Here is a 25030-nt window from a genome sequence, read left to right as displayed (position 1 = left end):
GGAAATGGTCATGCCCGGCGACAACGTCAGCATCACCGTGAAGCTGATCAACCCGATCGCGATGGAAGAAGGCCTGCGCTTCGCCATCCGCGAAGGCGGCCGCACCGTGGGTTCGGGCGTCGTGGCGAAAATCCTCGACATCTAAGCCGGACGCAAAGGAATCACCATGGCTACCAAGCAAAAAATCCGCATCCGCCTGAAGGCATTCGACTACAAGCTGATCGACCAGTCGGCCGCTGAAATCGTGGACACCGCCAAGCGCACCGGCGCGATCGTCAAGGGCCCCGTGCCCCTGCCGACCCGCATGAAGCGCTTCGACATCCTGCGTTCGCCGCACGTCAACAAGACGTCGCGCGACCAGCTGGAAATCCGTACGCACCAGCGCCTGATGGACATCGTCGACCCGACCGACAAGACCGTGGACGCGCTGATGAAGCTCGACCTGCCGGCCGGCGTGGACGTCGAAATCAAGCTGCAGTAATCCATTCGGCTTCGCGCCGCGGTTACTGACGAAGCCCGCCTGCAGAAATGCAGGCGGGCTTTGTTTTTTGTCTCACGAATGTGGCATCCTCGCCGGTCTGCGGCCCCCATGGGGCGGGGCGCAATGCAGCTGAAACGAGGGCAGCACAGCTATGAGACAAGGCATCTCTTTTGCGTCCGGTTTGATGGCGTGCATCGCGGCGGCGTTGTTGGCCGCTTGCGGCGGTGGAGGAGGAGGGGGCGGTGGGGGTCTTCCTGTGCTGTCCCTGCCTCCTGCGGCAACAGGAGGCGGCGGTGGTGATGTGCCCGTGCCTCCTGTGGCAACGACGCAAGTCGCTTTGACCGGTACGACTACCTATGAGTTTGTGCCCAATCCGAATGGCCCTCTCGTGTACGCCGACACCTCGGTCAAGCCGGTGCGTGGCGCTTTTGTCGAAGTTCTCGATGCCACCAGCGGCAGCCAACTGGCCACGACCTCCACAGACGACGGTGGCGCCTATGCTGTGACCGTTCCGGCGAACACGGCTGTCATCGTACGGGTGCGGGCCCAATTGACCCGCACCGGCTCGGCGCCGAGCTGGGACGTCACCGTGCGCGACAACACCCGGTCGAACGCGATCTATTCCATGCAGTCGTCGGCGTTCGCCACGGGAGGCGCGGCACTCACCCGCGATCTGCGCGCCGGCAGCGGCTGGGGTGGATCGAGCTACACCAGCCAGCGCGTGTCCGGGCCGTTCGCCGTGATGGACACGATCTACACCGCGATGCAGAAGGTGCTGTCGGTGGCGCCGGCGACGGCGTTTCCGTCGCTGAAGGTGTTCTGGAGCGTCAACAACACGAACGCCAGCGGAAACATCGCGCTGGGACAGATCGGCACCACGTTCTTCGTCGGCAGGAGTTCGGGTGCAGAAATCTATGTGCTCGGCAAGGAGGATGTGGACACCGACGAATTCGATGCGCCGGTGATCGCGCACGAGTGGGGGCACTACTACCAGGCCTCCTTCAGCCGGGACGATTCGACGGGCGGCGCCCATTCCACGAGCGAGCTCATCGATCGCCGGCTTGCCTTCTCCGAAGGATGGGGCAACGGCTGGTCGGGCATCGCGTTGGGGCGGAGCAACTATGTCGATTCGGGTGGGCCCGGCCAGGCCCAGGGCGGCAGCCTCGACCTCACGAGGGGGCCGGCATCCAACCCGGGCTGGTTCCGCGAATCCTCGATCCAGTCGATCTTCTGGAATCTCAACCAGCAGGTCGGGTTCAAGCCGATCCACGACACGATGACGGGGTTCCAGTTCCGCAGTGGTGCGCCGGTCACGTCGATCCATCCGTTCGCGGCGGCATTCAATACGACGGCGCCGGGCAGTGCGCAGGCGCTGGCTGCGCTGCTGGCGGGGCAGAACATAGCGGGCAGCAGCGATGCCTATGGCTCATCGGAAAGCAATGATGGCGGCTTGCCGATCGTGCTGCCGATGTACAAGCCGGCAGCGATCGGCGGCTCGATTACACAAGCTTGTGTGACGAATGCCGCCGATCCGCAGCGCGATGGCAACAAGCTGGGCAGCTTTGCGTACTTGAGGTTTACGGCTCCGGCTAGCCGCAGTTACCAGTTCGTGGTCTCCCCGCCGGTGGGTGCCAGCACCAATTTCGCGATCTACAAAGGTGGTGTGGTGAGCCGCAATACCAGTGCGGTCAACCTTTCGGCCGGCGACTATGTCCTGGTTGTCAACGATCTCAATAACTCCGCTGCTAGCACGTGTTTCAACGTAACCATTCAATAGCGGTGAGGAAGGCCACCATGAACCCCCGTTCCAGCTCGATGATTGCCGCTGCGGCATGGCTGACGCTCGCTGCCACGTCGGCGCCGGTTTTCGCGGACGGCGTGCCCGCGCCCCGAGCGGCCAAGCACGCTGCTTCTTCGCGCCATGCGGCCATGACGGTCGCGGCGCGCAAGCCCAATGATTCCGGTGTCGTGATCCAGTACAGGGTCGACGGCAGGGCCCAGATCGGCCGGCCGGTTTCTGTCGTTCTGCAGTTCGACGGCGTGAGCGATCCGGCCGGGGCCACCGCGCGCCTGACGACGGATGCCGGCCTGACCCTGACGACGAGCAGCAGCCTGGCTCTCCCGGCCGGCCAGCGTACGACCGCCACCGCCACGGTGACGAGCGACCGCGAGGGCCTTGCCTACCTGAACGTCTTTGTCACGCAGAACGGCGCCATGAGCATCGTCGCGATCCCTGTGCAGACCGGATCGGCGGTGCCGGCCATGAAGGGTGCCGGCGAGGTGAAATCGTCCGACGAGGGCGAAAAGATCATCTCCTTGCCCGCCAAAGAGCCAAAAGAGCCCAAATAGGGCCCCAAACAGGCGCAACAATCGCCCTTGCAATGGGCCCGCGCCGCGGGCTATAATCGCTGGCTCTGCCCTTGGTGCGTCCATGCGGGTGTAGTTCGGGCAGAGATTTATCAACCTTCTTTCGCGGGCCGGGAACCTTGGGGAATCGGCCAAACGCTGTCGCCAATTGAAGTGGCAGCGGCGAAGGAAGTCTTCCATTTTTGGAGAAAACAAATGAGTCTGAGCAACTCCCTCGGGTTGCTGGGCCGCAAGGTGGGGATGATGCGTCTCTTCACCGATGACGGGGACGCAGTTCCTGTCACGGTGGTGGATGTGTCCAACAACCGTGTGACCCAGATCAAGTCCCAAGAGACCGATGGCTACGTCGCCCTGCAGGTGACGTTCGGTTCGCGCAAAGCATCGCGCGTGACCAAGCCCGAAGCCGGCCACCTCGCCAAGGCGGGTGTCGAAGCTGGCGAAATCATCCAGGAATTCCGCGTTACCGCAGAAACCGCAGGTCAGCACAAGGCTGGCGGCGTGATTGCGGCAGCCAGCGTGTTTTCCGTGGGCCAGAAGGTGGACGTGCAAGGCACCTCCATCGGTAAGGGCTACGCTGGCACGATCAAGCGCCACAACATGAGCTCGCAACGCGCGTCGCACGGTAACAGCCGTTCGCACAACGTTCCCGGCTCGATCGGCATGGCACAAGACCCCGGTCGCGTGTTTCCCGGCAAGCGCATGACGGGCCACCTCGGCGACGTCACGCGCACGACGCAAAACCTCGACGTGTTCCGCATCGACGAAGCACGTCAACTGCTGCTCATCAAGGGCGCGATTCCGGGTTCGAAGGGTGGCTTCGTCACCGTGCGTCCCGCCATCAAGGCCAAGCCGCAAGCGGCTGAAGGAGCGAAGTAATGGAACTCGAACTCCTGAACGAACAAGGCCAGGCCGCGTCGAAGTACGACGCCCCCGAGACCGTGTTCGGCCGTGACTACAACGAAGACCTGGTCCACCAGATCGTCGTTGCGTTCCAGGCCAACGCCCGCCAAGGCACGCGCGCCCAGAAGGACCGCGAGCAGGTCAAGCACTCGACCAAGAAGCCTTTCAAGCAAAAGGGAACGGGCCGCGCCCGTGCCGGTATGACGTCCTCGCCGCTGTGGCGCGGGGGTGGCCGGATCTTCCCGAACATGCCTGACGAAAACTTCTCGCAGAAGATCAACAAGAAGATGTACCGCGCCGGCATGGCCGCCATCTTCTCGCAGCTCGCTCGCGAAGGCCGTCTGGCCGTGGTGGATTCGCTGACCGTGGATTCGCCCAAGACGAAGCCGCTGGCAGCCCGTTTCAAGGCAATGAATCTCGAGTCCGTGCTCGTGATCGCCGAAGAAGTCGACGAAAACCTGTACCTTGCCTCGCGCAATCTGGTGAACGTTCTCGTGGTCGAACCCCGCTACGCCGATCCGGTGTCGCTGGTTCACTACAAGAAGGTGCTGGTCACCAAGGGTGCCGTCGACAAGCTCAAGGAGATGTTCRCATGAGCCGCGTGAACCCTACCGCCGCTGAACGTACGTTCGAAGAAGGCCGCCTGATGGCGGTGCTGGTCGCCCCGATCGTGTCCGAAAAGGCCACGATGGTCGGCGAGAAGTCGAACGCTGTCACTTTCAAGGTGCTGCAAGACGCCACCAAGCCCGAGATCAAGGCCGCTGTCGAACTGATGTTCAAGGTCGAAGTCCAGGGCGTGTCGGTGCTCAACACCAAGGGCAAGACCAAGCGCTTTGGCAAGTCCATCGGCCGCCGCGACAACGTTCGCAAGGCCTATGTGACCCTGAAGCCCGGTCAAGAGCTCAACCTCGTCGGGGAAGGCGCTTAATCATGGCCGTCATCAAGATGAAACCCACTTCGCCGGGCCAACGCGGCGCGGTGAAGATCTCGCGTGACCACCTGTTCAAGGGGGCTCCTCACGCTCCCCTGCTGGAACCCCAGTTCCAGAAGGCCGGCCGCAACAACAACGGCCACATCACGATCCGTCATCGTGGCGGCGGTGCCAAGCACCACTACCGCGTTGTCGACTTCGTGCGCAACAAGGACGGCATCCCGGCCAAGGTCGAACGCATCGAGTACGACCCGAACCGCACCGCCCACATCGCCCTGGTGTGCTACGCCGACGGCGAGCGCCGCTACATCATCGCCCCGCGCGGTCTGGAAGCTGGTGCAACGCTGCTGTCGGGCGCTGAAGCCCCGATCCGCGCCGGCAACACCCTGCCGATCCGCAACATTCCGGTCGGCTCGACGATCCACTGCATCGAACTGCAACCCGGCAAGGGCGCGCAGATCGCGCGTTCGGCCGGCACGTCGGCCACGCTGCTGGCTCGCGAAGGCGTCTACGCCCAGGTCCGCATGCGTTCGGGTGAGGTGCGCCGCATCCACATCGAATGCCGTGCAACCATCGGCGAAGTGGCCAACGAAGAGCACAGCCTGCGCCAACTCGGCAAGGCCGGTGTGAAGCGTCACATGGGTATCCGCCCGACCGTTCGCGGCGTGGTGATGAACCCGGTCGACCACCCGCATGGTGGCGGCGAAGGCAAGACTGGCGAAGGCCGCCATCCTGTCGACCCATGGGGCAATCTGACCAAGGGCTATCGCACCCGTAACAACAAGCGCACGCAGGTCTTCATCGTGTCGCGTCGCAAGAAGTAAGGGATAGCCAATGACTCGCTCTCTCAAAAAGGGTCCTTTCGTCGACCATCACCTCGTGGCCAAGGCCGACAAGGCCGTGACGACCAAGGACAAGAAGCCGATCAAGACCTGGTCGCGCCGCTCGATGGTTCTGCCCGAGTTCATCGGTCTGACCATCGCTGTGCACAACGGCAAGCAACACGTGCCCGTGTACATCACCGACCAGATGGTCGGCCACAAGCTCGGCGAATTTGCGCTCACGCGTACGTTCAAGGGGCACCCCGCGGACAAAAAAGTCCAGAAGAAGTAAGGAACGACCATGTCTGAAACACGTGCAGTCCTCCGCGGTGTCCGCCTGTCGGTCGACAAGGGCCGTCTGGTCGCGGACCTGATCCGCGGCAAGAAGGTCGATCAAGCGCTCAACGTTCTGCAATTCACGCAGAAAAAGGCCGCTGTGATCATCAAGAAGGTGCTCGAGTCGGCGATTGCCAACGCCGAGCACAACGACGGTGCCGACATCGACGAGCTGAAGGTCAAGACCATCTACGTCGAGCAAGGTGCAACGCTCAAGCGTTTCACCGCTCGGGCCAAGGGTCGCGGCAATCGCATCAGCAAGCCCACGTGCCATGTGTACGTGACGGTCGGCAACTAAGAAGGCCTGGAAGAAATATGGGACAGAAAATCCACCCAACCGGGTTCCGCCTTGCGGTCACCCGTAACTGGTCCAGCCGCTGGTACGCAAGCGACCGCGATTTCGCGGGCATGCTGGCCGAAGACATCAAGGTTCGCGAATACCTGAAGAAGAAGCTGAAGAACGCTTCGGTCTCGCGCGTCATGATCGAACGTCCCGCCAAGAACGCACGCATCACGATCTACTCGGCACGTCCGGGCGTCGTGATCGGCAAGAAGGGCGAAGACATCGAGAACCTCAAGCGCGAACTGGGCAAGCAGCTCGGCGTGCCGGTTGCAGTCAACATCGAAGAAGTGCGCAAGCCTGAAATCGATGCGCAGCTGATCGCCGACAGCATCACGCAGCAGCTCGAAAAGCGGATCATGTTCCGCCGCGCCATGAAGCGCGCCATGCAGAACGCCATGCGTCTGGGTGCCCTGGGCATCAAGATCATGTCGGCTGGCCGCCTGAACGGCATCGAAATCGCGCGTACCGAGTGGTACCGCGAAGGCCGCGTGCCGCTGCACACCCTGCGCGCCGACATCGATTACGGCACCTCGGAAGCCAAGACCACCTACGGCGTCATCGGCGTCAAGGTCTGGGTCTACAAGGGCGACACGCTGGGTCGCAACGACCTGCCGGCCGTCGAAACGCCGCGTCCCGAAGAAGAACGTCGTCCGCGTGGTCCGCGCCGCGATGGCCGCCCGGGTGGCGACCGTCCGGGTTCGGACCGTCGTGGTCCCGGCCCGCGCGCCGGTGCCCGCGGCCCGATCGGTGGCAACACCGCTCCGGCCGATGGCAGCGACAAGCCTGCAGAAGCAACCGGCGGTGCCGGTGACTCGAAACCCGCCGTTAAGCGCGTCCGCAAAGCCGCGCCAGCTGCAGCAGCTGACGGTGCCAAGACCGAGTGATCGGTCTTAGAACTACGGAGTAACAAAACATGCTGCAACCTGCACGCAGAAAGTTCCGCAAGGAACAAAAGGGCCGCAACACCGGCATCGCAACCACGGGTAACTCGGTTGCGTTCGGTGACTTCGGTCTCAAATGCACCGATCGCGGCCGCCTCACGGCGCGCCAGATCGAAGCCGCTCGCCGCGCGATCTCGCGTCATGTGAAGCGCGGTGGCCGTATCTGGATCCGCGTGTTCCCGGACAAGCCGATCTCTACCAAGCCCGCTGAAGTGCGGATGGGTAACGGTAAGGGCAACCCCGAGTACTACGTCGCCGAAATCCAGCCTGGCAAGATCGTGTTCGAGATCGTCGGCGTGCCCGAAGAACTCGCCCGCGAAGCGTTCCGCCTGGCCGCCGCCAAGCTTCCGCTGCGTACGACGTTCGTCGCTCGCCAGCTCGGCGCCTGAGAGGAGAACACTGATGGCAACCCGTAAGAAAAAAGAAACCGCGGCTCCGGCCAAGGTGACGAAGGCCGCAACCCTGCGCACGAAGGACGTCGCAGGCCTGCAAGCCGAAATCAAGGATCTGCAGAAGGCCCATTTCGGTCTGCGCATGCAGAAGGCCACGCAACAGCTGTCGAACACCTCGACGCTGCGCGTGACGCGTCGCGACATCGCTCGCGCAAAGACCATTCTTGCTCAGAAGCAGCAAGAAACCCCCGCCGCCAAGTAAGGAGTGAACATGACGGAACCTAAAAAATCCCTCAAGCGCACCTTGATCGGCAAGGTGGTCAGCGACAAGCGTGCCAAGACCGTGACCGTGCTGGTCGAGCGCCGTGTGAAGCACGAGCTGTACGGCAAGATCGTGGCCAAGACGAGCAAGTACCACGCCCATGACGAAAAGGGTGAGTACAAGCTGGGTGACACCATCGAGATCACGGAAAGCCGTCCGATCTCGAAGACCAAGAACTGGGTCGTGACCCGTCTGGTCGAGAAGGCCGTTCTGGTCTGATCTCCCCGGCTCGCTACAGCCCATCCGGAAACGGCCCACAATGTGGGCCGTTTTTCTTTTTCAGGAGCACTTTCAATGATCAAAGTCGGCGACACCCTTCCCTCGGCCACCCTGCAGGAATATTCCGAAGTCGAGGGCGAAGGCTGCAGCATCGGCCCGAACGCCGTGGACGTGGCCAAGGCTTCGGCGGGCAAGACCATCGCGCTGTTCGCGCTGCCCGGCGCCTTCACGCCCACCTGCTCGGCCAAGCACGTGCCGGGCTACGTGCAGCACTTCGACGACTTCAAGGCCGCTGGCGTGGACGAGATCTGGTGCGTGAGCGTGAACGATGCCTTCGTGATGGGCGCCTGGGCGCGCGACCAGAAGACTGGCACCAAGGTGCGCATGCTGGCTGACGGCAGCGCCGACTTCGCCAAGGCCACCGGCCTCACGCTGGACCTGACCGGCCGCGGCATGGGCCTGCGCAGCAACCGCTACTCGATGCTCGTGAAGGATGGCAAGGTCGCGACGCTCAACGTCGAAGGACCGGGCAAGTTCGAAGTCAGCGACGCCGACACGCTGCTGGCCCAAGCCCGCGGTTAAATAAATCCGGATCCTTCGAGGGGCCTCCCCGCCCACCCCCGGCAGGGGGCGTAGCGACACGAAGTGCGCGCAGCCTGGGGTCGAGCTAAAGCTCCACTTTCAGGTAGTGGGCCCCGGCGACGGGGTTGTGATAGTAGGGTGGTACCTCTGCGAAGCCCAGGTCTTCATAGAGGGCGCGCGCCGATTCCATGTCGTCGAGTGTGTCGAGCAGCACGCAGCCATATCCCGCGCTGCGTGCGGCATCGAGGATCGCCTCGGCCAGTTGCCGGCCCAGGCCCAGGCCGCGGAAGCCGGGGCGCACATACAGGCGCTTCATCTCGGCGGCGTTCGCGTAGTCCGCGCTGTCGAGCGGGCGCAGCGCGCAGCACCCCGCCACATGCGCCAGCGTGCCGTCGGCGCGCCGCAGGGTCGGCGCCTCGCGCCCGGCGTCTTCCTTCACGTTGGCCGGATCGACCAGCGCCAGCAGCAGCAGGCCGCGCGGTTCGGCGTATTCGCCCGGCAGTTGCGCCAGTTCGCCGTCGAAATCCTGAAAGTCCAGGTCGATGTCCAGCGAGGCCGCGTAGTCGCGGAAGATCGCGCGTGTGGCCTCGATCTCGTGAGCTTCTTCGGGTGTGAGCAGCACGACCGCCGGCATGTCCGACAGCGGCAGGGGGCGTGAAACAGAAAAGCTCATACGCGCAGCGAGGAAACCCAATACGCCACGCCCGCGCACAGTGCGAACAGCACCAGCGCCAGCCAGCGCGACGCCGCGTCGTCGCGGCTCGGCGCCACCTCGGCGTTCTCGGCGGAAACCAGCTTGTCGCCCGTCACCATCGGCCGCACCAGTCGGTGCCGCTTGACCAGCACGTAGAACAGCACCGCGAGCAGGTGCAGGCTCACGAGGGCGATCACGATCCACTTGCCCTGCGCCTTGTGCCAACCGGTGGCCAGGCTCACGAGCTCGCCCGAGACGAAACGCGTGAGCGGCCCCGATGCCGAGATTTCGTCGTCCGCCATCAGCCCGGTTGCCACCTGCAAGGCCAGGATCGCCAGCACCGCGAACACCGACAGTGCGCCCAGAGGCGTGTGCCCGATCAGATGGTCCGGGCGCGCTCGTCCGCGCAGATAGGCCGCCATCGAACCCGGGCCGTAGACGAAGGCTGCAAAGCGTGACCAGCGTCCGCCCACGAAGCCCCAGAGCAGCCGGAACAACAGCAGCGCGAGCACCGCGTACCCCAGGCGGAAGTGCCATTCCATGGCATCGTTCAACCCGGTGCCGATCATGCCGATGACGGCTGCGGCCAGCGCCCAGTGGAAAAGGCGTGTCGGCAGGTCCCAGACCCGCGTGCGGGCGCTGGAGCCTGAGGCCGCCGGGAAGGCAGCCACGGAAGAATCGGTCATCGAGAAGGGCGCGGGGCGCAATGCTGCGGAAGGCGCAGATTAGCAAAGTCCAGGCCCCGGCCTGCTTCGGGTTGTTGCTATGCGGCTGTCGCAGGCAGCCCCTACACTCGGCCGCTGCGCCGCGCTCGACGGCATTTCCCCCACAATGAGGACCCCCGATGACCCGACTTGCTCCGTTCGCCCTTGCAGCCGCCTGCGCTGTCCTGTCCCTGCCCGCTGCAGCGCAGTTCGCCAAGTCCGAGGACGCCATCAAGTACCGCCAGAGCGCGCTGTTCGTGATGAGCCAGCATTTCGGCCGCCTAGGCGCCATGGCCAACGGACGCGCGCCCTACGACGCCTCGGCTGCCGCGGCCAACGCCGAAATGGTCGCCGACATGGCAAAGCTGCCGTGGACGGCCTTCGGCGCCAGCACCGAGGGCGGCAAGGCCAAGCCCGAAATCTGGAAGGAAGACGCCAAGTTCAAGGAGCGCCAGGAGAAGCTGATCGCCGAAACCGCCAAGCTGGTGACTGCCGCCAAGGCCGGCAATCTCGACGCGCTCAAGGCCCAGTTCGGTCCGACCGCAGCGAGCTGCAAGGCCTGCCACGACAGCTTTCGCAACCAGTAAGCCGTCGCCTCGCGAAAAAAAACAAAGGCGCTCTTTCGGGAGCGCCTTCTTGCGGGAGGAGCGGAAGATCAGGCCTCGGCCAGCAGCTTCTCGATCAGCTTGTGGAGTTCGGCGAAATCGGGCTCGCCCACATAGCGCTTCACGATCTCGCCGCGCTTGTTGACCAGGTAAGTGGTCGGCGTGAGCTTCACGTCGCCCCAGGCTTGTGCCACGCTGCCGGTGTTGTCGATCGCCACCTTGAACGGCAGCTTGCGCGTTTGCGCGAAGTTGACGACATAGCTCGGCGGGTCGTAGCTCATGGCCACTGCCAACGTGTCGTAGCCCTGTGCCTTGTACTTGTCGTAGGTCGCGATGACCTTGGGCATTTCGCCGACGCAGGTCACGCAGCTCGTGGCCCAGAAATTGACCAGGGTGACCTTGCCCTTCAGGTCTGCCGTGCTCTTTTGCGTGCCGTCGAGCAGCACGAAGGTAGAGGCCGGTGCGGCGGTGGCGCCGGAGCCGAGGTACACGCCCACGCCGGCGGCCAATGCGAGGACGACGGCGGCAGCGGCGATGTATTTCTTCATGGCAACACGGAAGACAAGGGCGGCGCGATTTTAGTTCCGCCCGCCGGATCGTGCTCGCGGCGCCTGGGCGCGGCTCGATAATCGTTCTCCGATGCCGTCTCCCGTCCTCCATTCCCGGTTCGTGCTGGCAGCGGCAGCCTTGGTCGCCGCCTGCAGCCCGACCTTCAACTGGCGCGAAGTGCCGGTCGCCGAATCCGGCCTGATCGTGCTGCTGCCCTGCAAGGCCGACCGGGCGAACCGCGCGCTGCCGCTGGGTGCCGAATCGGTGCAGGTCGACATGACGGGCTGCGAAGCCGGCGGTGCGACCTTCGCCATCGCGCACGCCTCCGCCAGCGGCCCCGAGCAGGCCGAGGCCTGGCTCCGCGCATGGCACGCCGCCACCCGCGGCCAGCTGGGCGAGGCGCAGGTGGCGGAAACTCCCGCCAGCGTCCAGCGCGCGACCGCCGCGCCGGCGCCGCTGCGGCTCGATGCCCAGCCGCGGCAGCAGCAGCAGGGCGCATCGGCGCCGGTACAGGTGCTCTGGTTTGCCCAGTCGCAGAAAGACGGCACCGTGGCGCTCTACCAGGCCACCGTGCTGGGCAAGCCTTCTTCGCCCGAAGCATCGAAAACCTTCTTCGAGAGCTTGCGGCTTCCATGAAGGCCGATCTGCTATGGTTCTGATAGCTACCCGGCTGGCGGCACTGTCCGTTTTTCGGGGCTGCTGCGTTGTGTCGTATATCTACTTCCCCTGGGCGCCCCCGCATAATCGATGCGTCGCCCTCCGCCTCGCATGAACAGCATCCTCATCATCGCCCACTCACCGTTCGCGCACGCGCTGCGGCAGTGCGCGCTGCATGTGTTTCCCGATTGCGAGCAGGCCATCGTCGCGCTCGACGTCCTGCCCAACGTGTCGCCCGAAGAAACGCTGGCCGCCGCGCGCATCACGCTCGCGCAGCAGCTGCACACGCCGCGCTCGCAGGTGCTGGTGCTGGCCGACGTGTTCGGCGCCACGCCCTGCAACGTGGCGCAGAAGCTGGTGGACGGCGTCCGGTCGCGGCTGGTGGCGGGGGTCAATCTTCCGATGCTGCTGCGCGCCGTCACCTATCGGCACGAGCCCCTGGATACGCTGGTGCAGCGCGCCCTCGCGGGCGGCACCGCCGGCGTCATGCAGGTGGCGGTGGCGGCTCCCCAGAACCAGGCAAAAAGAAAGCACAGTGATCAAGAAATCCGTGACCATCAGCAATAAGCTGGGCCTGCATGCACGCGCGTCGGCCAAGCTGACCAAGCTCGCAGGCAGCTTTCCCTGCGAGGTGTGGCTCTCCCGCGGCGACCGCCGCATCAACGCCAAGAGCATCATGGGTGTCATGATGCTGGCCGCCGGACTGGGCAGCACCGTCGAGCTCGAAACCAACGGCGAGCAGGAAGATGAAGCAATGAACGCCATCGTGCTCCTGATGGACGACAAGTTCGGCGAAGGCGAATAAGGACCGTCCCATGACTTTTGCAGTCCACGGCCTTCCCGTCGCCCGTGGCATTGCCATCGGGCGCGCGGTGCTGGTGGTGTCGAGCCGCATCGACGTGGCCCACTACTTCATCAAGCCTGAAGAAATCGAGACCGAGATCGACCGCGTGCGCACCGCGCGCAACGCGGTGGCCGACGAGCTCACCAAGCTGCAGGCCAGCGTTGCGCAGATGGGCCCGAACGACACGCCGCACGAACTCTCGGCGCTGCTCGAGGTGCACCAGATGCTGCTGCAGGACGAGGTCCTCACCGGCGGCGTCAAGCACTGGATCACCGATCGGCTCTACAACGCCGAATGGGCGCTGACCACGCAGCTCGAGATCATCGCGCGCCAGTTCGACGAGATGGAGGACGAGTACCTGCGCGAGCGCAAGGCCGACCTCGAGCAGGTGGTCGAGCGCCTGCTGCACCGCATGAAGGGCACGGCCGCCGTGCTCGCGCCGAGCCCGCCTCGCCGCAAGCGCGCCACCTCCCAGGACGACGACAACGACAACGACGATCCCACCGCGGGCGACGGCATCGACGTGCCGCTGGTGCTCATCGCGCACGATCTCTCGCCGGCCGACATGCTGCAGTTCAAGAAGAGCGTGTTCGCCGGCTTCGTCACCGACGTGGGCGGTCGCACCTCGCACACCGCCATCGTGGCGCGCAGCATGGACATCCCGGCCGTGGTCGGTGCGCGCACCGCGAGCCAGCTGGTGCGCCAGGACGACTGGGTCATCATCGACGGCGACGCCGGCGTGGTGATCGTCGACCCTTCTCCGATCATCCTGGCCGAATACGGCTTCAAGCAACGCCAGGGCGACCTCGAACGCGGCCGGCTCGCGCGGCTGCGCCACAAGCCCGCCGTCACGCTCGACGGCCAGCGCGTGGAGCTGCTCGCCAACATCGAGATGCCGGAAGACACCGTGGGCGCCGTCAAGGCCGGCGCGGTGGGCGTGGGGCTGTTTCGCAGCGAATTCCTCTTCATGGGCCGCGAGTCGACCACGCGCCAGACCCGCCTGCCCGACGAAGAGGAGCAGTACCAGGCCTACAAGCGCGCGGTCGAGGGCATGCAGGGCATGCCCGTCACCATCCGCACCATCGACGTGGGCGCCGACAAGCCGCTGGACGGCAAATCGGCCAACAAGCAGGAGCACCTGAACCCCGCGCTCGGCCTGCGCGCCATCCGCTGGAGCCTGGCCGACCCGGCGATGTTCCTCACGCAGCTGCGAGCCATCCTGCGCGCTGCGGCGCACGGCGAGATCCACCTGCTGATTCCCATGCTCGCGCACGCGAGCGAGATCCGCCAGACGCTGTCGCTGATCGACTTCGCGCGCACCGAGCTCGACAACCGCGGCGCGGTGTACGGCCCGGTGAAGCTCGGCGCCATGATCGAGATTCCCGCGGCCGCGCTCACGCTGCGCATCTTCCTGAAGCACTTCGACTTCCTGTCGATCGGCACCAACGACCTGATCCAGTACACGCTGGCCATCGACCGCGCCGACGAGTCGGTGGCGCACCTCTACGACCCCGCGCACCCGGCGGTGCTGCGCCTCGTGGCCGACACCATCGCCGAGTGCCGGCGGCAGGGCAAGGGCGTGGCCGTGTGCGGCGAGATGGCGGGCGACGTGGCCTTCACGCGGCTGCTGCTGGGCCTGGGCCTGCGCAGCTTCTCGATGCATCCCTCGCGCATCCTCGCGGTCAAGCAGGAGGTGCTGCGCGCCGACACCGGCAAGCTCGAAGCGTGGGCGAAGGGCGTTCTCGAATCGGACGATCCCGCCGCAGCCATGGCGGGTTGAGCGTACTTTTCATCCGCGTCCGGCGGCGGGTGAAAAGAAACGAAACACGCCGAAACCGCGGCGAAAGGACTTTCGGCAGCGCCGCGAGCACGATCAGGTCTTCTCTTCAACCCCGAAAGAAAGACCTGCATCATGAAATCTCTCTCCCTGACCCAGCTCGTTGCCGTCGGCTCCTTCGCCATGCTCGCCGCCGCGGGCGCCAAGGCCGAAAGCTACGAGGGCGTGCAACCCGCCGTGTCGGCCAAGAGCCGCGCCGACGTCAACGCCGAAGCCGTGCGTACCGCATCGGCACCCGACCAGAACGTGGTGCGCGGCTCGCGCGGCGCAGAGGGCATGGCCGTGTCGACCGAGCGCGCACGCGTCGTCGCCGAAGCCGTGCGCGCCGCCGCCGCACCCGACCAGAACGTGACGTCCAGCTCGCGCGTGAACAGCCGGGTCGTCTCGACGATGCAGAACCCCGTCGACGCGCGCGCCGCAGCCGCCAGCGCCAAGAGCAGCCGGCTGTAAGACCTCCCCCCAACGATGCCCTCGGGCGACTCGAGGGCGAGCAAGGAATCATCATGAAGCACTGGATCAAACGCACTCTTTTCGGATTCGCGGGCGCCGCGATGGTCGCCGGCAGCATTGCCGGCTGCGCCGGCCAGCGACATGGCTGGGACGGCGACAGCGCCGACTTCCGCGCGAAGATGGTCGAGCGCGTGGGCAGCAAGCTCGAACTCGACGCCAACCAGAAGCAGAAGCTCACCGTGCTCGCCGAGAAGCTGCAGGCGCAGCGCGAAGCCATGCGCGGCGCCGGCGGCTCGGGCGACCCGCGCTCGCAGTTCAAGGCGCTGTTCGCGGGCAACAAGCTCGACCAGGCCGGCGCCGCGCGCCTGGTCGACGAGAAGACCACCGCCGTGCGCAACGGCAGCCCCGAGATCATTGCCGCCGCCGCCGACTTCTATGACAACCTGAATGCGGCGCAACAGCAGAAGGTGCGCGACTTCATGGAGCGCGGCGGCCGCCGCTGGAGTCACCGTGGCTGAACCCGGCTCACCTCCAGGTTTTGCGCACTTCGTGTCGCTGCGCCACCCCCCTCTCCGGGGGCGACACCAGTGGCCCGGCGAAGCCGGTTCCACGGTGTCTCCCGAAGAGGCCGCGGCGGTAGCCGCGGGCGGCGTGCGCACCCTGCTGCGCCTCGAAGGCGCAGTGGTGCTGGGCGTGGCGCTCGCCGCCTACGCCCGGTTCGGGGCGGGCTGGGGCGTGTTCGCGCTGTGGCTGCTCGCGCCCGATCTGTCGCTGCTGGGCTACCTCGCGGGACCGCGCACGGGAGCGGCGCTCTACAACGCCGCGCACTCGTACGTCGGCCCGGTGCTGCTGCTGGCGCTCGGCGTGTTCGCGGCCATGCCGTGGGCGGTGGCCGGCAGCCTGATCTGGCTGGCCCACATCGGCATGGACCACGCGCTCGGCTACGGGCTCAAATACGCGACCGGCTTCGCCGCCACGCACCTGGGCCGCATCGGCAAGGCTGATCCATGGTGAGCCGCGACGGCGGCGCTTCCCATGCCATGCACGCGCCTGCCGCGCGCGCATGGATGCTGACAGAGGCGCTCGCGCTGGGCATCGCGTCGATGGTGCATGCGGGGTTCCTCGCGCCCGGCTACGCGCATTCGGCAGCCCGCACCGCAGAGGCGGTGATCGCCGCCGTGCTGGTGCTGGCCTCGGTCGAGACCTGGCTGCGGCCCCACCATGCGCGCCGCGCGGCCATCTTCGGCCAGGGCTTCGCGCTGCTGGGCACGCTGGTCGGGCTCGGCACCATCATCGCGGGCATCGGCCCGCGCACGGTGCCCGACGTGGTCTACCACGCGCTGCTGCTTTCCATCCTCGTGACGGGCCTGACCTGGGCGCTGCGATGCCGGCGGGTCTGATGGTCAGCGAGGTCATTCGCCACCTTCTTGTCCGGAGGCACAATCCCGCCATGCCGCGCATCCTGCTGATCGACGACGACGAACATCTCGCCGCGCCGCTGACCACCTACTTCGCACGCTTCGGCTGCACGCTGGAAAGCGCCGTTCGCCCGAGCGAAGGCCTCGCCAAGTTGCGTGCAGGCACCTACGACGCCGCCATCCTCGACGTCATGCTGCCCGAGATGGACGGCTTCGAGCTGTGCCGCGAGATCCGCAAGGAAAGCGACATTCCCATCGTGATGCTCACCGCGCGCGGCGAGGTCATGGACCGCGTGGTCGGCCTCGAACTCGGCGCCGACGACTACGTGCCCAAGCCGTTCGAGCCGCGCGAACTGGTGGCGCGCGTGCAGACCATCCTGCGCCGCCAGCGCAGCGCCGCGCCGCAGGCAGTGGCCAACGGCACGCAGCATCGCGTGTTCGACGGCCTGGCTATCGACCTCGACCGGCGCCAGGTGCTGCGCCACGGCGAGCGCGTAGAGCTCACCGGCACCGAGTTCGAACTGCTGGCGTTGCTGGCGGCCGAGCCCGGCAAGGTGTTCAGCCGCGACGACATCCTCAACCGCCTGCGTGGCCACGAGGCCGAGCTCTACACGCGCGCGGTCGACATCGTGGTGAGCCGGCTGCGCAAGAAGCTCGAGCCACTGGACTGCATCAAGACACTGCGCAACGCCGGCTACGCGCTGGCGGTTGCGCGCAGCGAGCCCGCATGAGATCTCGCCGGGGAGGTTTGCGCAAGGCGTGGCGCGAAATGGCCTGCCGCCGTGACGAGCTGCACAGGCAATGGCATGCCCAGTGGCACGAGAAGGTGCAGGGCAAGCGCCGCTGGCGCCGCTCGCTGCGCATACGGCTGGTGATGATGTTCGTGATGCTCGCGCTGGTGATGGCGGCGGTCTTCATGGTCGGCATGAAGAAGTCTTTTTCCACCGGCTGGGCCGAGGCCGCCAAGCCGATGCTCACGGACTACACCGACCGCCTGGTCGCGGAGATCGGCACGCCGCCCGACGTGGCGCGGGCGCAGGCGCTGGTGGCGCGGCTGCCGATCACCATCCGCATCGTCGGCCCCAAGGTCAACTGGGACTCCAACCCCCGCGGCGCGAGCAGCCCGGGCGGCTGGATGCACGACCGCGAAGAGGCGTTCGGAGGCGACAAGTGGTTCATCCGACCCACTACCGACGGACACCGCGTGATCTTCGGCTGGGCGCCCAAGCTCTGGCAGCTCGCGCCGCGGGTCATCGGCTGGGCCACGCTGGGCGTGCTGCTGTCCTGCGTGCTGCTGGCATATGCCTACGTGAGCCGGCTGCTGCGGCCGCTGATCGACATCCGCGAAGGCGCGCAGCGCTTCGGCCGCGGCGAGTTCACACAGCCCATTCCGGTGCGCCGCAACGACGACCTGGGCGACCTCGCGCAGCACATCAACACCATGGCCGACGACATCCAGGCGATGCTCGATGCCAAGCGCGGCCTGCTGCTCGCGCTGAGCCACGAACTGCGCTCGCCGCTCACGCGCGCGCGCCTCAATGCCGAGCTGCTGCCGGCTACGCCCGAAGGCCAGGCAGAGCGCGAGGCACTGCTGCGTGACTTGAACGAGATGCGCGACCTCATCAGCGACCTGCTCGAAAGCGAACGCCTCGCGAGCCCGCACGTGGCGCTGCTGCGCGAGCCGGTCGACCTGGCGGCGCTGATCCGCGAGATCGTGGCCGAGATGCCTGGTGCGCAGCACGTGCACCTCGACCTGGCCGATGGCCTGCCGCCGCATGCCGTCGACCGCATGCGCATCCGCCTGCTGGTGCGCAACCTGCTGGACAACGCGCTGCGCTACAGCGCCGACGCACCGCGGCCGCCGTGCGTGTCGCTGCGCGCGGTACTCGACGGCAAGAAGCAGGGCATCGAGATCGAGGTGCGCGACCACGGCCCCGGCGTGGACGTCGAACAGCTCGGGCGCCTGACCGAACCCTTCTACCGCACCGACGGCGCGCGGGCGCGCGCCACCGGCGGCGTTGGCCTTGGCATGTACCTGTGCAGGCTGATCGCCGAAGCGCACGGCGGCGAGCTGACCGTGCGCAACGCCGAGCCCGGGCTGCAGATCGTCGTCCGGCTGGCCTGACGCCCGGCGGAGCTGGCGGGCCGGCGGGTGCTGTCGCCTGCGCTACCAGCGCGCCTGTGGCCCGCGGCTACGATGCGCCTCCGTGCCAGCGTCCGGCATTCAAGGTCAAGGAGACACCATGAGCAGCCCCCTCACCAACCACCAGGTCCGCCTCGCCAAACGTCCCGAAGGCGCGGCCACGCGCGAGAACTGGAAATTCACCACCGAACCCGTCGGCGAGCCGGCCGAGGGCGGCGTGCTGGTCAAGACGCTGTCGCTGTCGCTCGACCCGGCCATGCGCGGCTGGCTCAACGACGCCAAGAGCTACATCCCGCCCGTGGGCATCGACGAAGTGATGCGCGCCGGCGGCGTCGGCCGCGTCATTGCCTCCAAGAACCCGCAGTTCGCGGTGGGCGACACCGTGTACGGCACGCTGGGCGTGCAGGAATACATCCTGATCCCCGAAGACCAAGTCAAGCGCAACGGCCTGGTGAAGATCGACTTGCGCGTGGGCACCATCACCCAGTGGCTCAACGTGCTGGGCATGCCCGGCATGACTGGCTACTTCGGCCTGATGGACGTGGGCATGCCCAAGGCCGGTGAAACGGTGGTGGTTTCCGGCGCGGCCGGCGCCGTGGGCCAGACCGTGGGCCAGTTGGCCAAGATCAAGGGCTGCCGCGTGGTCGGCATTGCCGGCGGCGCCGCCAAGTGCGACTGGGTGGTAAAGGAGCTGGGCTTCGACGCCTGCATCGACTACAAGGCCGGCGCCGGTGCAGTGCGCGAAGGCCTCAAGGCTCATTGCCCGAAGGGCGTGGACATCTACTTCGACAACGTCGGCGGCGAGATCCTCGACATGGTGCTGGCGCGGCTCGCGCGCAAGGCCCGCATCATCATCTGCGGCGCCATCAGTCAGTACAACAACGCCAACAGCATGCCGGCGGCCGGCCCGAAGAATTACCTGAGCCTGCTGGTCAACCGCGCGCGCATGGAAGGCATCGTGGTGTTCGACTACGCCGACCGCTATCACATCGCCGTCGCCGAAATGGCCGGCTACCTGAAAGACGGGCGCATGAAGAGCAAGGAAGACGTGGTGAAGGGCCTGGACACCTTCCCGGAATCGCTCAACAAGCTGTTCGCCGGAGAGAACTTCGGCAAGCTGGTGCTGCAGGTGGCTGACGAATAGCGTCCCGATTTCCAGTAGCGGGGGTTTATTTCACGGTTATTCGAAAGAGACTATTAACTATAGTTAACTCCACTAACTTCACCCATTTTGCGTTTTTGAGTCCCTAGACTGCGGCTGCCTTGCCGAAATGCAGGTAGTTACATAGTCATATCAATACTCAGGGAACGCAAATGCCAAAGACCATCTTCGTCAAACTCGCAACGCTGGCCGTGGCCGGCATGCTGTCGCAAGGCGCTTTCGCCGCGGACGGCACCGTCAACTTCACCGGCGAGATCGTCGACGCGCCTTGCTCGATTTCGCCCAACAGCCAGAACATGACCGTGCCGCTGGGCAAGGTTTCGCGCACCGTGTTCGGCACTGTCAGCGGTACGCCGCCCGTGAGCACCGCGACGATCGGCAAGAAGTCCACGCCCGCCCACTTCACGATCGACCTGCTGGGTTGCGGCGCGACCGCCAAGGGTGCGACCGTGACCTTCTCGGGCACCGCCGACCTCGACGACGCCAGCTATCTGCGCGTGGCCAACTCTGGCCAGGTGGGCGTGGGCGCGGCTTCGGGCGTGGCGATCGAGCTTGGCGATTCCGCCGGCACCAAGATCGCGCTGGGTTCGCCGTCCGGCGAATACGTCCTGGGCCTCGGTGACAACTCGCTGAAGTTCCAGGCTGCGTACGTCGCGACCCGCACGGCCCTGACGGTCGGCCCGGCCAACTCGGTCGCGCAGTTCACGGTTGCCTACAAGTAAGTAGCCCCCTTCGCCGGCGCCGAGCCCGGACCCCGCGTCCCCGGCCGGCGCCGGCATTTCCCTCTTTCCCGTTTTCTCGGCGGTGCCGCGATGCGCCGCCGTGCCGGGGTGCGTGCGTTGCGCATCTCGCTCGCGCCAAGGACTTTTTCTCATGTGCAGCAACAATCGCTTCCGCTGGGCTCTTGCCGTCCTGCTGATGCTGGGTCTCCAGTGGCCGGCCGGCGCGGGCGTGATGCTCGGCGGCACCCGCGTGATCCTCGGTGAAAAGGACCGCGAAGCTTCCATTCCGGTGAAGAACACCGGCACCACGCCCTACGTGGTCCAGGCCTGGATCGATGCCGGCGAAGGCAGGAACAAGACCCCGCTGCTCGTCACGCCGCCGCTGTCGCGGCTCGACCCCGGCATGGAAAACATCCTGCGCATCATGCGAGTGGGCGGCGAACTGCCGGCCGACCGCGAGTCGGTGTTCTGGCTCAACGTCAAGGAGATTCCCGAGAAGCCGAAGGAAGAAAACGTGCTGCAGATTGCGGTGCGCAGCCGCATCAAGCTGTTCTACCGGCCTGCGAAGCTCGCGGGCAAGCCCGAGGAATCGCGCGCCCAGCTCAAGTGGGCGGTCGGCGCCGGTGCGCAGGGGCAGGGCGCCGTGCTCAAGGTCGGCAACCCCACGGCCTATCACGTGACCTTCACCGCGCTGAACGTCAACGACGGCCAGCAGCTGATCAATGCCGACATGGTGCCGCCGTTCGGCGAAATGGCGTATCCGCTGAGCGCCGTGAAGACGCCGCAGGCGGTCCAGCTCAACTTCACCACGCTCAACGACTACGGCGGCGAGTCGCCCGAAGAGTTCGTCAAGGTGCCCGCAGGTGCCGAGCCGGTGGCCGTGCAGGCCGAGCCGGTCCCGCTGCCCGCGCGCAGTGCGAAGCCTTGAGACGCGAGGGATGAACCGCCATGCGTTGCTCACCCGCTTTCCACGCGCTGTTCCGGCTGACGATATGCGCCGCCTTGCTGGGCGCCGTGGGCCTGCCCGGCCATGCGCAGCAGCAGGTGGCCGGCTCCAGCTTCAATGAAGAGTTCCTCGGCATCGGCGGCGACCAGCCGCATGCGGACCTGTCGCTTTTCTCCTTCGGCAACCGCGTGCTGGCCGGCAGGTACATGGTCGACGTGTCGCTCAACGAACGCGGCGCCGGACAAACCGAAATCCGCTTCGTCGAGAAGGATGGGAGGAACGACGCCGTGCCCTGCCTCACGCGCCCCATGCTCGACGACTGGGGTGTCAACGTGGCGGTGTTCCCCGCGCTGGCGAACGTTGCGGAAGATGCCTGCGTCGACCTGGCTGCGACCATTCCCGATGCGGCGTTCACCTACGACGGCGGCAAGCAGCGCCTGTTCGTCAGCATTCCGCAGGCGGCGCTGAAGCGCTCGGCGCGCGGCGCGGTCGGTCCCGAGAAATGGGACAGGGGCATCACCGCCGGCATGTTCGACTACCAGCTGAATTTCGCGCGCTACAGCGGCAACCGCTACCGCAACGATGCCAACCCCTTTGCGGTGCCGCAGAACGTGTTCGACGGCAACCCCTTTGCCGATCGCAACAGGAACATCCTCCAGCGCAACACCCTGTTCGCGGGCCTGCGCGCCGGCTTCAACCACGGCGACTGGCGCTTGCGTCACTTCTCGACCTACAACCGGGGCATCGACGGCCGCAGCCGCTGGCAGGGCATCAGCACCTACGCGCAACGCGACCTCGCCTCCATCCACGGCCGGCTGCTGATCGGCGACGGCAACACGCCGGGCAACTTCTTCGACAGCCTGCCGTTTCGCGGTGTGCAGCTGTCGTCCGACGATGCGATGCTGCCCGACAGCCAGCAAGGCTATGCGCCCACCATCCGCGGCGTGGCGCAGACCAACGCACGCGTCACGGTGCGCCAGAACGGCTATGCCGTCTACAGCACCTTCGTGGCGCCGGGCCCGTTCGTCATCGACGACCTCTATCCGACCGCGTCGAGCGGCGACCTCGAGGTGACCATCGTCGAGGCCGACGGCCGGCAGACCCGGTACACCCAGGCCTTCTCGGCCGTGCCCACGCTGCTGCGCGAAGGTACCTGGCGCTATTCGGCCACCGCGGGCAAATACCGCAACGGCTATCACGGCGGCACACCGGGCATGCGGCGTTCCCTCTCGCAGCCGGCTTTCATGCAGGCGACGCTGGCGCGCGGCCTGGGCAACGAGGTCTCGCTCTACGGCGGCGCGCTGATGGCGAACATGTACCAGTCGCTGCTCGTGGGCGTGGGCAAGAACCTGCGCGATTTCGGGGCCGTGTCGGTCGACTTGTCGAGCGCGCGCACCACCGACCGCACCCGCGCCCAAGGCGTGAGGACATACGGCGGGCAGTCGCTGCGCTTCCTCTATTCGAAAGCCTTTCTCGATTCGGGCACCAATTTCCGCGTGGCCGGCTACCGCTATTCGACCAGCGGCTACCGCACCTTCCAGGAAGCGGTGCAGATGCAGGACCTGCGACCCTTCGAATCGTTCAACAGCCGCCGCAACGAGGTGCGCTTCGAACTCTCGCAGCAACTCGGCGACCAGGGCACGGTGTACGCGTCCGCACGCCAGCAGAGCTACTGGGGCACCGCTGCCAAGGACCGGCTGGTGCAGCTGGGCTACTCGGGCAACTACAAGCAGTTCGGCTACAGCGTGTTCTACAACCACACCACCAGCCTGAACCGGCCGGCTAGCCGCCAGATCATGTTCACGCTGACCGTTCCGCTCGGCGACACCCGCGCCAGCGCCCAGTACGCCGTGACCCGCGACGGCAGCAGCCGCGTCAACCAGCAGGCCAGCGTCTATGGCTCGGCCTTCGAAGACAGCCGCCTGACTTACAACGTGACGGCCGGCCATGCGAACCGGGGCGGTAGCGACAGCGGCAGCGCGGGTGCGAGCTACCTGTCGCCGGTCGGGCGTTTCGACGTCGGCCACTCGATGGGCCGCGGCTATGGCCAAAGCACCTTCGGCATGGCCGGTGGGGTGCTGTTCCATGGCGGCGGCGTCACGCTGTCGCAGCCGCTCGGCGAAACCGTGGCGCTGGTGCGGGCGCCAGGGGCGCAGGGCGTGGGCTTCGAGTCGCAGCCCGGCGTGGCAACCGACCGGGCCGGCAATGCCGTCGTTCCCAACCTGACGCCGTACCGCCTGAACCGCCTGGCCATCCGCACGGCCGATCTCGGCGACACGGTGGAAGTGAAGAACGCCGCGACCGAGGTGGTGCCCACGCGCGGCGCCGTGGTGCACGCGAAGTTCGAGACCTCGGTGGGCTTCCGCCTGCTGATGACGCTGACCGATCCGGGCGGCCGCATGCTGCCCCTGGGCTCGAAGGTCGAGAACGAGGCGGGCCAGGAAGTCGGCGTGGTCGGTCCCGAGGGGCAGGCCTTTGTCACGGGGGCGGGCAGCACCGGCCGCCTGACCGTGCGGTGGGGGGCTGGCAAGGCCGACCAGTGTGTCGTGTCCTACAGCCTTCCCGAAGAAGAGAACCCACCGCCGATCCGCGAGCTGAGCGGGCAATGCGATACCACCACAACCGCGCCCACGCCAAACGACAAACAACCAAAGGGAACGGAATGAGCCACAGCATTTCTTCTGGCCTCATGCGTATCGCCGTTGCAGCAGCGGCGGCGCTGCTCGGCGCGCAAGGCGCCTGGGCGGCGTGCACGCGCTACCCAGGTGCGACGGAGAAGTTCATCACCATGGACATGGGCAAAGTGATCATTTCCAATGATCTGCCTGTCGGAGCCGTGATTGCGAGGAAGGTGTTTCCTATTCCAACCAGGGGCACGTCGGAGTACATGTTCGACTGCACCCGGGGCGGCGGCACGCTCATCGGGGAGATGCTGCTGGGAGCACCGATGCCGAGCGATCCGACGACCTACTCGACGGCGGTGCCAGGTATCGGCATCCGCTTGTCGCGAGTGATCGACGCAACCTTGACCGTGAACTACCCGCACCGGCTTCCGCGTGGACCCTTCTACATCTACTTTCCGCTGGGAACGCAGTTCCAGGTCGAGCTGATAAAAACAGCGGCCGCTACAGGAAACGGGGCACTGGCCTCGGGGACCTATACCCGCTACTACGGTGACGGCGACGGTGTGTCGATGCTGACTACCGTGCTCTCCGGCAATGGCATCACCATCGCCGCGCCGTCATGCTCGGTGGACCTGGGCTCCCGGAACGTTTCGGTGCAGTTCGGGAGGGTGCCCCAGAGCAACTTCAAGGGCAGGGGCTCCACCACCGGCGACCGCAACTTCAACATCAAGCTCAGCTGCCAGGCCGGGCAGAACACGCAGAACACCGTCTACCTGCGGATGGATGCGACGCAGGACCCGTCGAACGAACAGGGCGTCCTGAAGATCACCCAGGGCGGCTCGGGCACCGCCACTGGCGTGGGCATCCAGGTGGTCGACAACCAGGGCGTGCCGGTGAAGTTCGGCGAAGACACGCTGGTCGGCCCGTCGAAGAATGGCGACTATGTGCTGCCGTACACCGCGCGCTACTACCAGACGGGCAACAAGGTGACGCCGGGGCGTGCGGACGGCACGGCCACCTTCACCCTCGACTACAAATAG

The 25030-nt window shown here is 66.1% G+C and carries 34 protein-coding genes; 31 read left to right on the top strand and 3 right to left on the bottom strand.

The genetic code is table 11. The features are described 5' to 3' along the window. The 15 genes from AC1DFC_RS10820 to AC1DFC_RS10750 all read left to right on the top strand — a co-directional run. On the top strand, nucleotides 1-145 hold a 145-nt coding region (locus AC1DFC_RS10820), incomplete at its 5' end, for an EF-Tu C-terminal domain-related protein (protein WP_478084152.1). A gap of 21 nt (nucleotides 146-166) precedes the next feature. After that, nucleotides 167-481 carry a 30S ribosomal protein S10 gene (gene rpsJ, locus AC1DFC_RS10815; RefSeq protein WP_007838118.1) on the top strand — a complete coding sequence of 105 codons (315 nt, stop codon included), beginning with the start codon at nucleotides 167-169 and terminating at the stop codon, nucleotides 479-481. 388 nt (nucleotides 482-869) lie between these two features. Beyond that, on the top strand, nucleotides 870-2258 hold the full coding sequence (locus AC1DFC_RS10810; RefSeq protein ID WP_478179219.1) for a hypothetical protein: 1389 nt from the start codon (nucleotides 870-872) through the stop codon (nucleotides 2256-2258). 17 nt (nucleotides 2259-2275) lie between these two features. Further along, a complete protein-coding gene (locus AC1DFC_RS10805) occupies nucleotides 2276-2830 on the top strand; it encodes a hypothetical protein (RefSeq protein WP_478179218.1) in 555 nt (184 codons plus the stop codon). Nucleotides 2831-3043: 213 nt separating this feature from the next. Next, nucleotides 3044-3724 (top strand): 50S ribosomal protein L3, encoded by a 681-nt coding sequence (rplC, locus tag AC1DFC_RS10800; protein WP_007838124.1) that lies wholly within the window; start codon nucleotides 3044-3046, stop codon nucleotides 3722-3724. Next, nucleotides 3724-4344, top strand: a complete 621-nt coding sequence (rplD, locus tag AC1DFC_RS10795) for a 50S ribosomal protein L4 (RefSeq protein WP_478179217.1) — start codon at nucleotides 3724-3726, stop codon at nucleotides 4342-4344. Before rplC ends, rplD begins: the two co-directional genes overlap by 1 nt. Then, nucleotides 4341-4676, top strand: a complete 336-nt coding sequence (rplW, locus tag AC1DFC_RS10790; protein WP_007838129.1) for a 50S ribosomal protein L23 — start codon at nucleotides 4341-4343, stop codon at nucleotides 4674-4676. The genes rplD and rplW overlap by 4 nt, the downstream gene beginning before the upstream one ends. A gap of 2 nt (nucleotides 4677-4678) precedes the next feature. After that, entirely contained in the window at nucleotides 4679-5503 is an 825-nt protein-coding gene (rplB, locus tag AC1DFC_RS10785) for a 50S ribosomal protein L2 (protein ID WP_007838130.1), read from the top strand. A 10-nt stretch (nucleotides 5504-5513) separates the two neighbouring features. Further along, a complete protein-coding gene (gene rpsS / locus AC1DFC_RS10780; RefSeq protein WP_007838132.1) occupies nucleotides 5514-5792 on the top strand; it encodes a 30S ribosomal protein S19 in 279 nt (92 codons plus the stop codon). Between the two features lie 9 nt (nucleotides 5793-5801). Continuing rightward, the gene (rplV, locus tag AC1DFC_RS10775) at nucleotides 5802-6134 is read left to right on the top strand and encodes a 50S ribosomal protein L22 (protein ID WP_007838134.1); all 333 of its coding nucleotides are present in this window, start codon (nucleotides 5802-5804) and stop codon (nucleotides 6132-6134) included. Nucleotides 6135-6151: 17 nt separating this feature from the next. Beyond that, a complete protein-coding gene (rpsC, locus tag AC1DFC_RS10770) occupies nucleotides 6152-7063 on the top strand; it encodes a 30S ribosomal protein S3 (RefSeq protein WP_007838135.1) in 912 nt (303 codons plus the stop codon). 29 nt (nucleotides 7064-7092) lie between these two features. Then, a complete protein-coding gene (rplP, locus tag AC1DFC_RS10765; RefSeq protein WP_007838137.1) occupies nucleotides 7093-7509 on the top strand; it encodes a 50S ribosomal protein L16 in 417 nt (138 codons plus the stop codon). A 55-nt stretch (nucleotides 7510-7564) separates the two neighbouring features. Continuing rightward, nucleotides 7565-7774, top strand: coding sequence for a 50S ribosomal protein L29 (rpmC, locus tag AC1DFC_RS10760; protein WP_056589463.1), 210 nt, complete (start codon nucleotides 7565-7567; stop codon nucleotides 7772-7774). 9 nt (nucleotides 7775-7783) lie between these two features. Continuing rightward, on the top strand, nucleotides 7784-8053 hold the full coding sequence (gene rpsQ / locus AC1DFC_RS10755; protein WP_007838145.1) for a 30S ribosomal protein S17: 270 nt from the start codon (nucleotides 7784-7786) through the stop codon (nucleotides 8051-8053). Nucleotides 8054-8128: 75 nt separating this feature from the next. Next, on the top strand, nucleotides 8129-8635 hold the full coding sequence (locus AC1DFC_RS10750) for a peroxiredoxin (RefSeq protein WP_007838146.1): 507 nt from the start codon (nucleotides 8129-8131) through the stop codon (nucleotides 8633-8635). 85 nt (nucleotides 8636-8720) lie between these two features. On the opposite strand, the gene AC1DFC_RS10745 is transcribed toward AC1DFC_RS10750, so the two are convergent. Both AC1DFC_RS10745 and AC1DFC_RS10740 read right to left on the bottom strand, forming a co-directional pair. Further along, on the bottom strand, nucleotides 8721-9308 hold the full coding sequence (locus AC1DFC_RS10745) for a GNAT family N-acetyltransferase (protein WP_007838148.1): 588 nt from the start codon (nucleotides 9306-9308) through the stop codon (nucleotides 8721-8723). Beyond that, complete coding sequence (locus AC1DFC_RS10740; protein ID WP_007838150.1) at nucleotides 9305-10015, bottom strand: cytochrome b/b6 domain-containing protein; 711 nt, start codon at nucleotides 10013-10015, stop codon at nucleotides 9305-9307. Before AC1DFC_RS10740 ends, AC1DFC_RS10745 begins: the two co-directional genes overlap by 4 nt. 158 nt (nucleotides 10016-10173) lie before the next feature. On the opposite strand from AC1DFC_RS10740, the gene AC1DFC_RS10735 reads away from it, so the two are divergent. Further along, the gene (locus AC1DFC_RS10735; protein WP_007838151.1) at nucleotides 10174-10620 is read left to right on the top strand and encodes a c-type cytochrome; all 447 of its coding nucleotides are present in this window, start codon (nucleotides 10174-10176) and stop codon (nucleotides 10618-10620) included. A gap of 68 nt (nucleotides 10621-10688) precedes the next feature. Here the strand turns inward: AC1DFC_RS10735 and AC1DFC_RS10730 are convergent, their stop codons facing one another. Next, entirely contained in the window at nucleotides 10689-11186 is a 498-nt protein-coding gene (locus tag AC1DFC_RS10730) for a TlpA disulfide reductase family protein (RefSeq protein ID WP_007838153.1), read from the bottom strand. Nucleotides 11187-11277: 91 nt separating this feature from the next. Here AC1DFC_RS10730 and AC1DFC_RS10725 point away from each other — a divergent pair, with 91 nt between their 5' ends. From AC1DFC_RS10725 to AC1DFC_RS10655, 15 genes are all read left to right on the top strand, one after another. Next, nucleotides 11278-11823 (top strand): hypothetical protein, encoded by a 546-nt coding sequence (locus AC1DFC_RS10725; protein ID WP_007838154.1) that lies wholly within the window; start codon nucleotides 11278-11280, stop codon nucleotides 11821-11823. A 132-nt stretch (nucleotides 11824-11955) separates the two neighbouring features. Next, the gene (locus AC1DFC_RS10720; protein WP_007838155.1) at nucleotides 11956-12411 is read left to right on the top strand and encodes a PTS sugar transporter subunit IIA; all 456 of its coding nucleotides are present in this window, start codon (nucleotides 11956-11958) and stop codon (nucleotides 12409-12411) included. Further along, the gene (locus AC1DFC_RS10715; RefSeq protein ID WP_007838156.1) at nucleotides 12380-12649 is read left to right on the top strand and encodes an HPr family phosphocarrier protein; all 270 of its coding nucleotides are present in this window, start codon (nucleotides 12380-12382) and stop codon (nucleotides 12647-12649) included. The genes AC1DFC_RS10720 and AC1DFC_RS10715 overlap by 32 nt, the downstream gene beginning before the upstream one ends. A gap of 10 nt (nucleotides 12650-12659) precedes the next feature. Then, complete coding sequence (gene ptsP, locus AC1DFC_RS10710) at nucleotides 12660-14468, top strand: phosphoenolpyruvate--protein phosphotransferase (RefSeq protein WP_413333411.1); 1809 nt, start codon at nucleotides 12660-12662, stop codon at nucleotides 14466-14468. Between the two features lie 132 nt (nucleotides 14469-14600). Next, nucleotides 14601-14975 carry a DUF4148 domain-containing protein gene (locus tag AC1DFC_RS10705; protein ID WP_413316128.1) on the top strand — a complete coding sequence of 125 codons (375 nt, stop codon included), beginning with the start codon at nucleotides 14601-14603 and terminating at the stop codon, nucleotides 14973-14975. Between the two features lie 53 nt (nucleotides 14976-15028). Then, nucleotides 15029-15493: a Spy/CpxP family protein refolding chaperone gene (locus AC1DFC_RS10700; protein ID WP_413316129.1), complete on the top strand. Its 465-nt coding sequence runs from the start codon at nucleotides 15029-15031 to the stop codon at nucleotides 15491-15493. 94 nt (nucleotides 15494-15587) lie between these two features. Then, nucleotides 15588-15989, top strand: coding sequence for a DUF4260 domain-containing protein (locus tag AC1DFC_RS10695; protein ID WP_413316130.1), 402 nt, complete (start codon nucleotides 15588-15590; stop codon nucleotides 15987-15989). Beyond that, nucleotides 15983-16375, top strand: coding sequence for a hypothetical protein (locus AC1DFC_RS10690; RefSeq protein WP_478179216.1), 393 nt, complete (start codon nucleotides 15983-15985; stop codon nucleotides 16373-16375). The genes AC1DFC_RS10695 and AC1DFC_RS10690 overlap by 7 nt, the downstream gene beginning before the upstream one ends. A 50-nt stretch (nucleotides 16376-16425) precedes the next feature. After that, the gene (locus tag AC1DFC_RS10685) at nucleotides 16426-17124 is read left to right on the top strand and encodes a response regulator transcription factor (RefSeq protein WP_007830136.1); all 699 of its coding nucleotides are present in this window, start codon (nucleotides 16426-16428) and stop codon (nucleotides 17122-17124) included. Nucleotides 17125-17162: 38 nt separating this feature from the next. Then, entirely contained in the window at nucleotides 17163-18518 is a 1356-nt protein-coding gene (locus AC1DFC_RS10680; protein ID WP_413316132.1) for a HAMP domain-containing sensor histidine kinase, read from the top strand. A 118-nt stretch (nucleotides 18519-18636) separates the two neighbouring features. Next, complete coding sequence (locus AC1DFC_RS10675) at nucleotides 18637-19680, top strand: NADP-dependent oxidoreductase (protein WP_007830142.1); 1044 nt, start codon at nucleotides 18637-18639, stop codon at nucleotides 19678-19680. A 170-nt stretch (nucleotides 19681-19850) separates the two neighbouring features. Beyond that, nucleotides 19851-20420: a fimbrial protein gene (locus tag AC1DFC_RS10670; RefSeq protein ID WP_478179215.1), complete on the top strand. Its 570-nt coding sequence runs from the start codon at nucleotides 19851-19853 to the stop codon at nucleotides 20418-20420. Between the two features lie 151 nt (nucleotides 20421-20571). Next, nucleotides 20572-21348, top strand: coding sequence for a fimbrial biogenesis chaperone (locus tag AC1DFC_RS10665; RefSeq protein ID WP_007830144.1), 777 nt, complete (start codon nucleotides 20572-20574; stop codon nucleotides 21346-21348). 20 nt (nucleotides 21349-21368) lie between these two features. Beyond that, entirely contained in the window at nucleotides 21369-24032 is a 2664-nt protein-coding gene (locus AC1DFC_RS10660; RefSeq protein WP_478179214.1) for a fimbria/pilus outer membrane usher protein, read from the top strand. After that, on the top strand, nucleotides 24029-25030 hold the full coding sequence (locus tag AC1DFC_RS10655; protein WP_007830156.1) for a fimbrial protein: 1002 nt from the start codon (nucleotides 24029-24031) through the stop codon (nucleotides 25028-25030). The genes AC1DFC_RS10660 and AC1DFC_RS10655 overlap by 4 nt, the downstream gene beginning before the upstream one ends.

It is taken from the genome of Variovorax sp. 10L421 (assembly GCF_056395365.1).
Note: the sequence above shows the minus strand (reverse complement) of the source record. Positions and strands in the feature narration are given on the sequence as shown.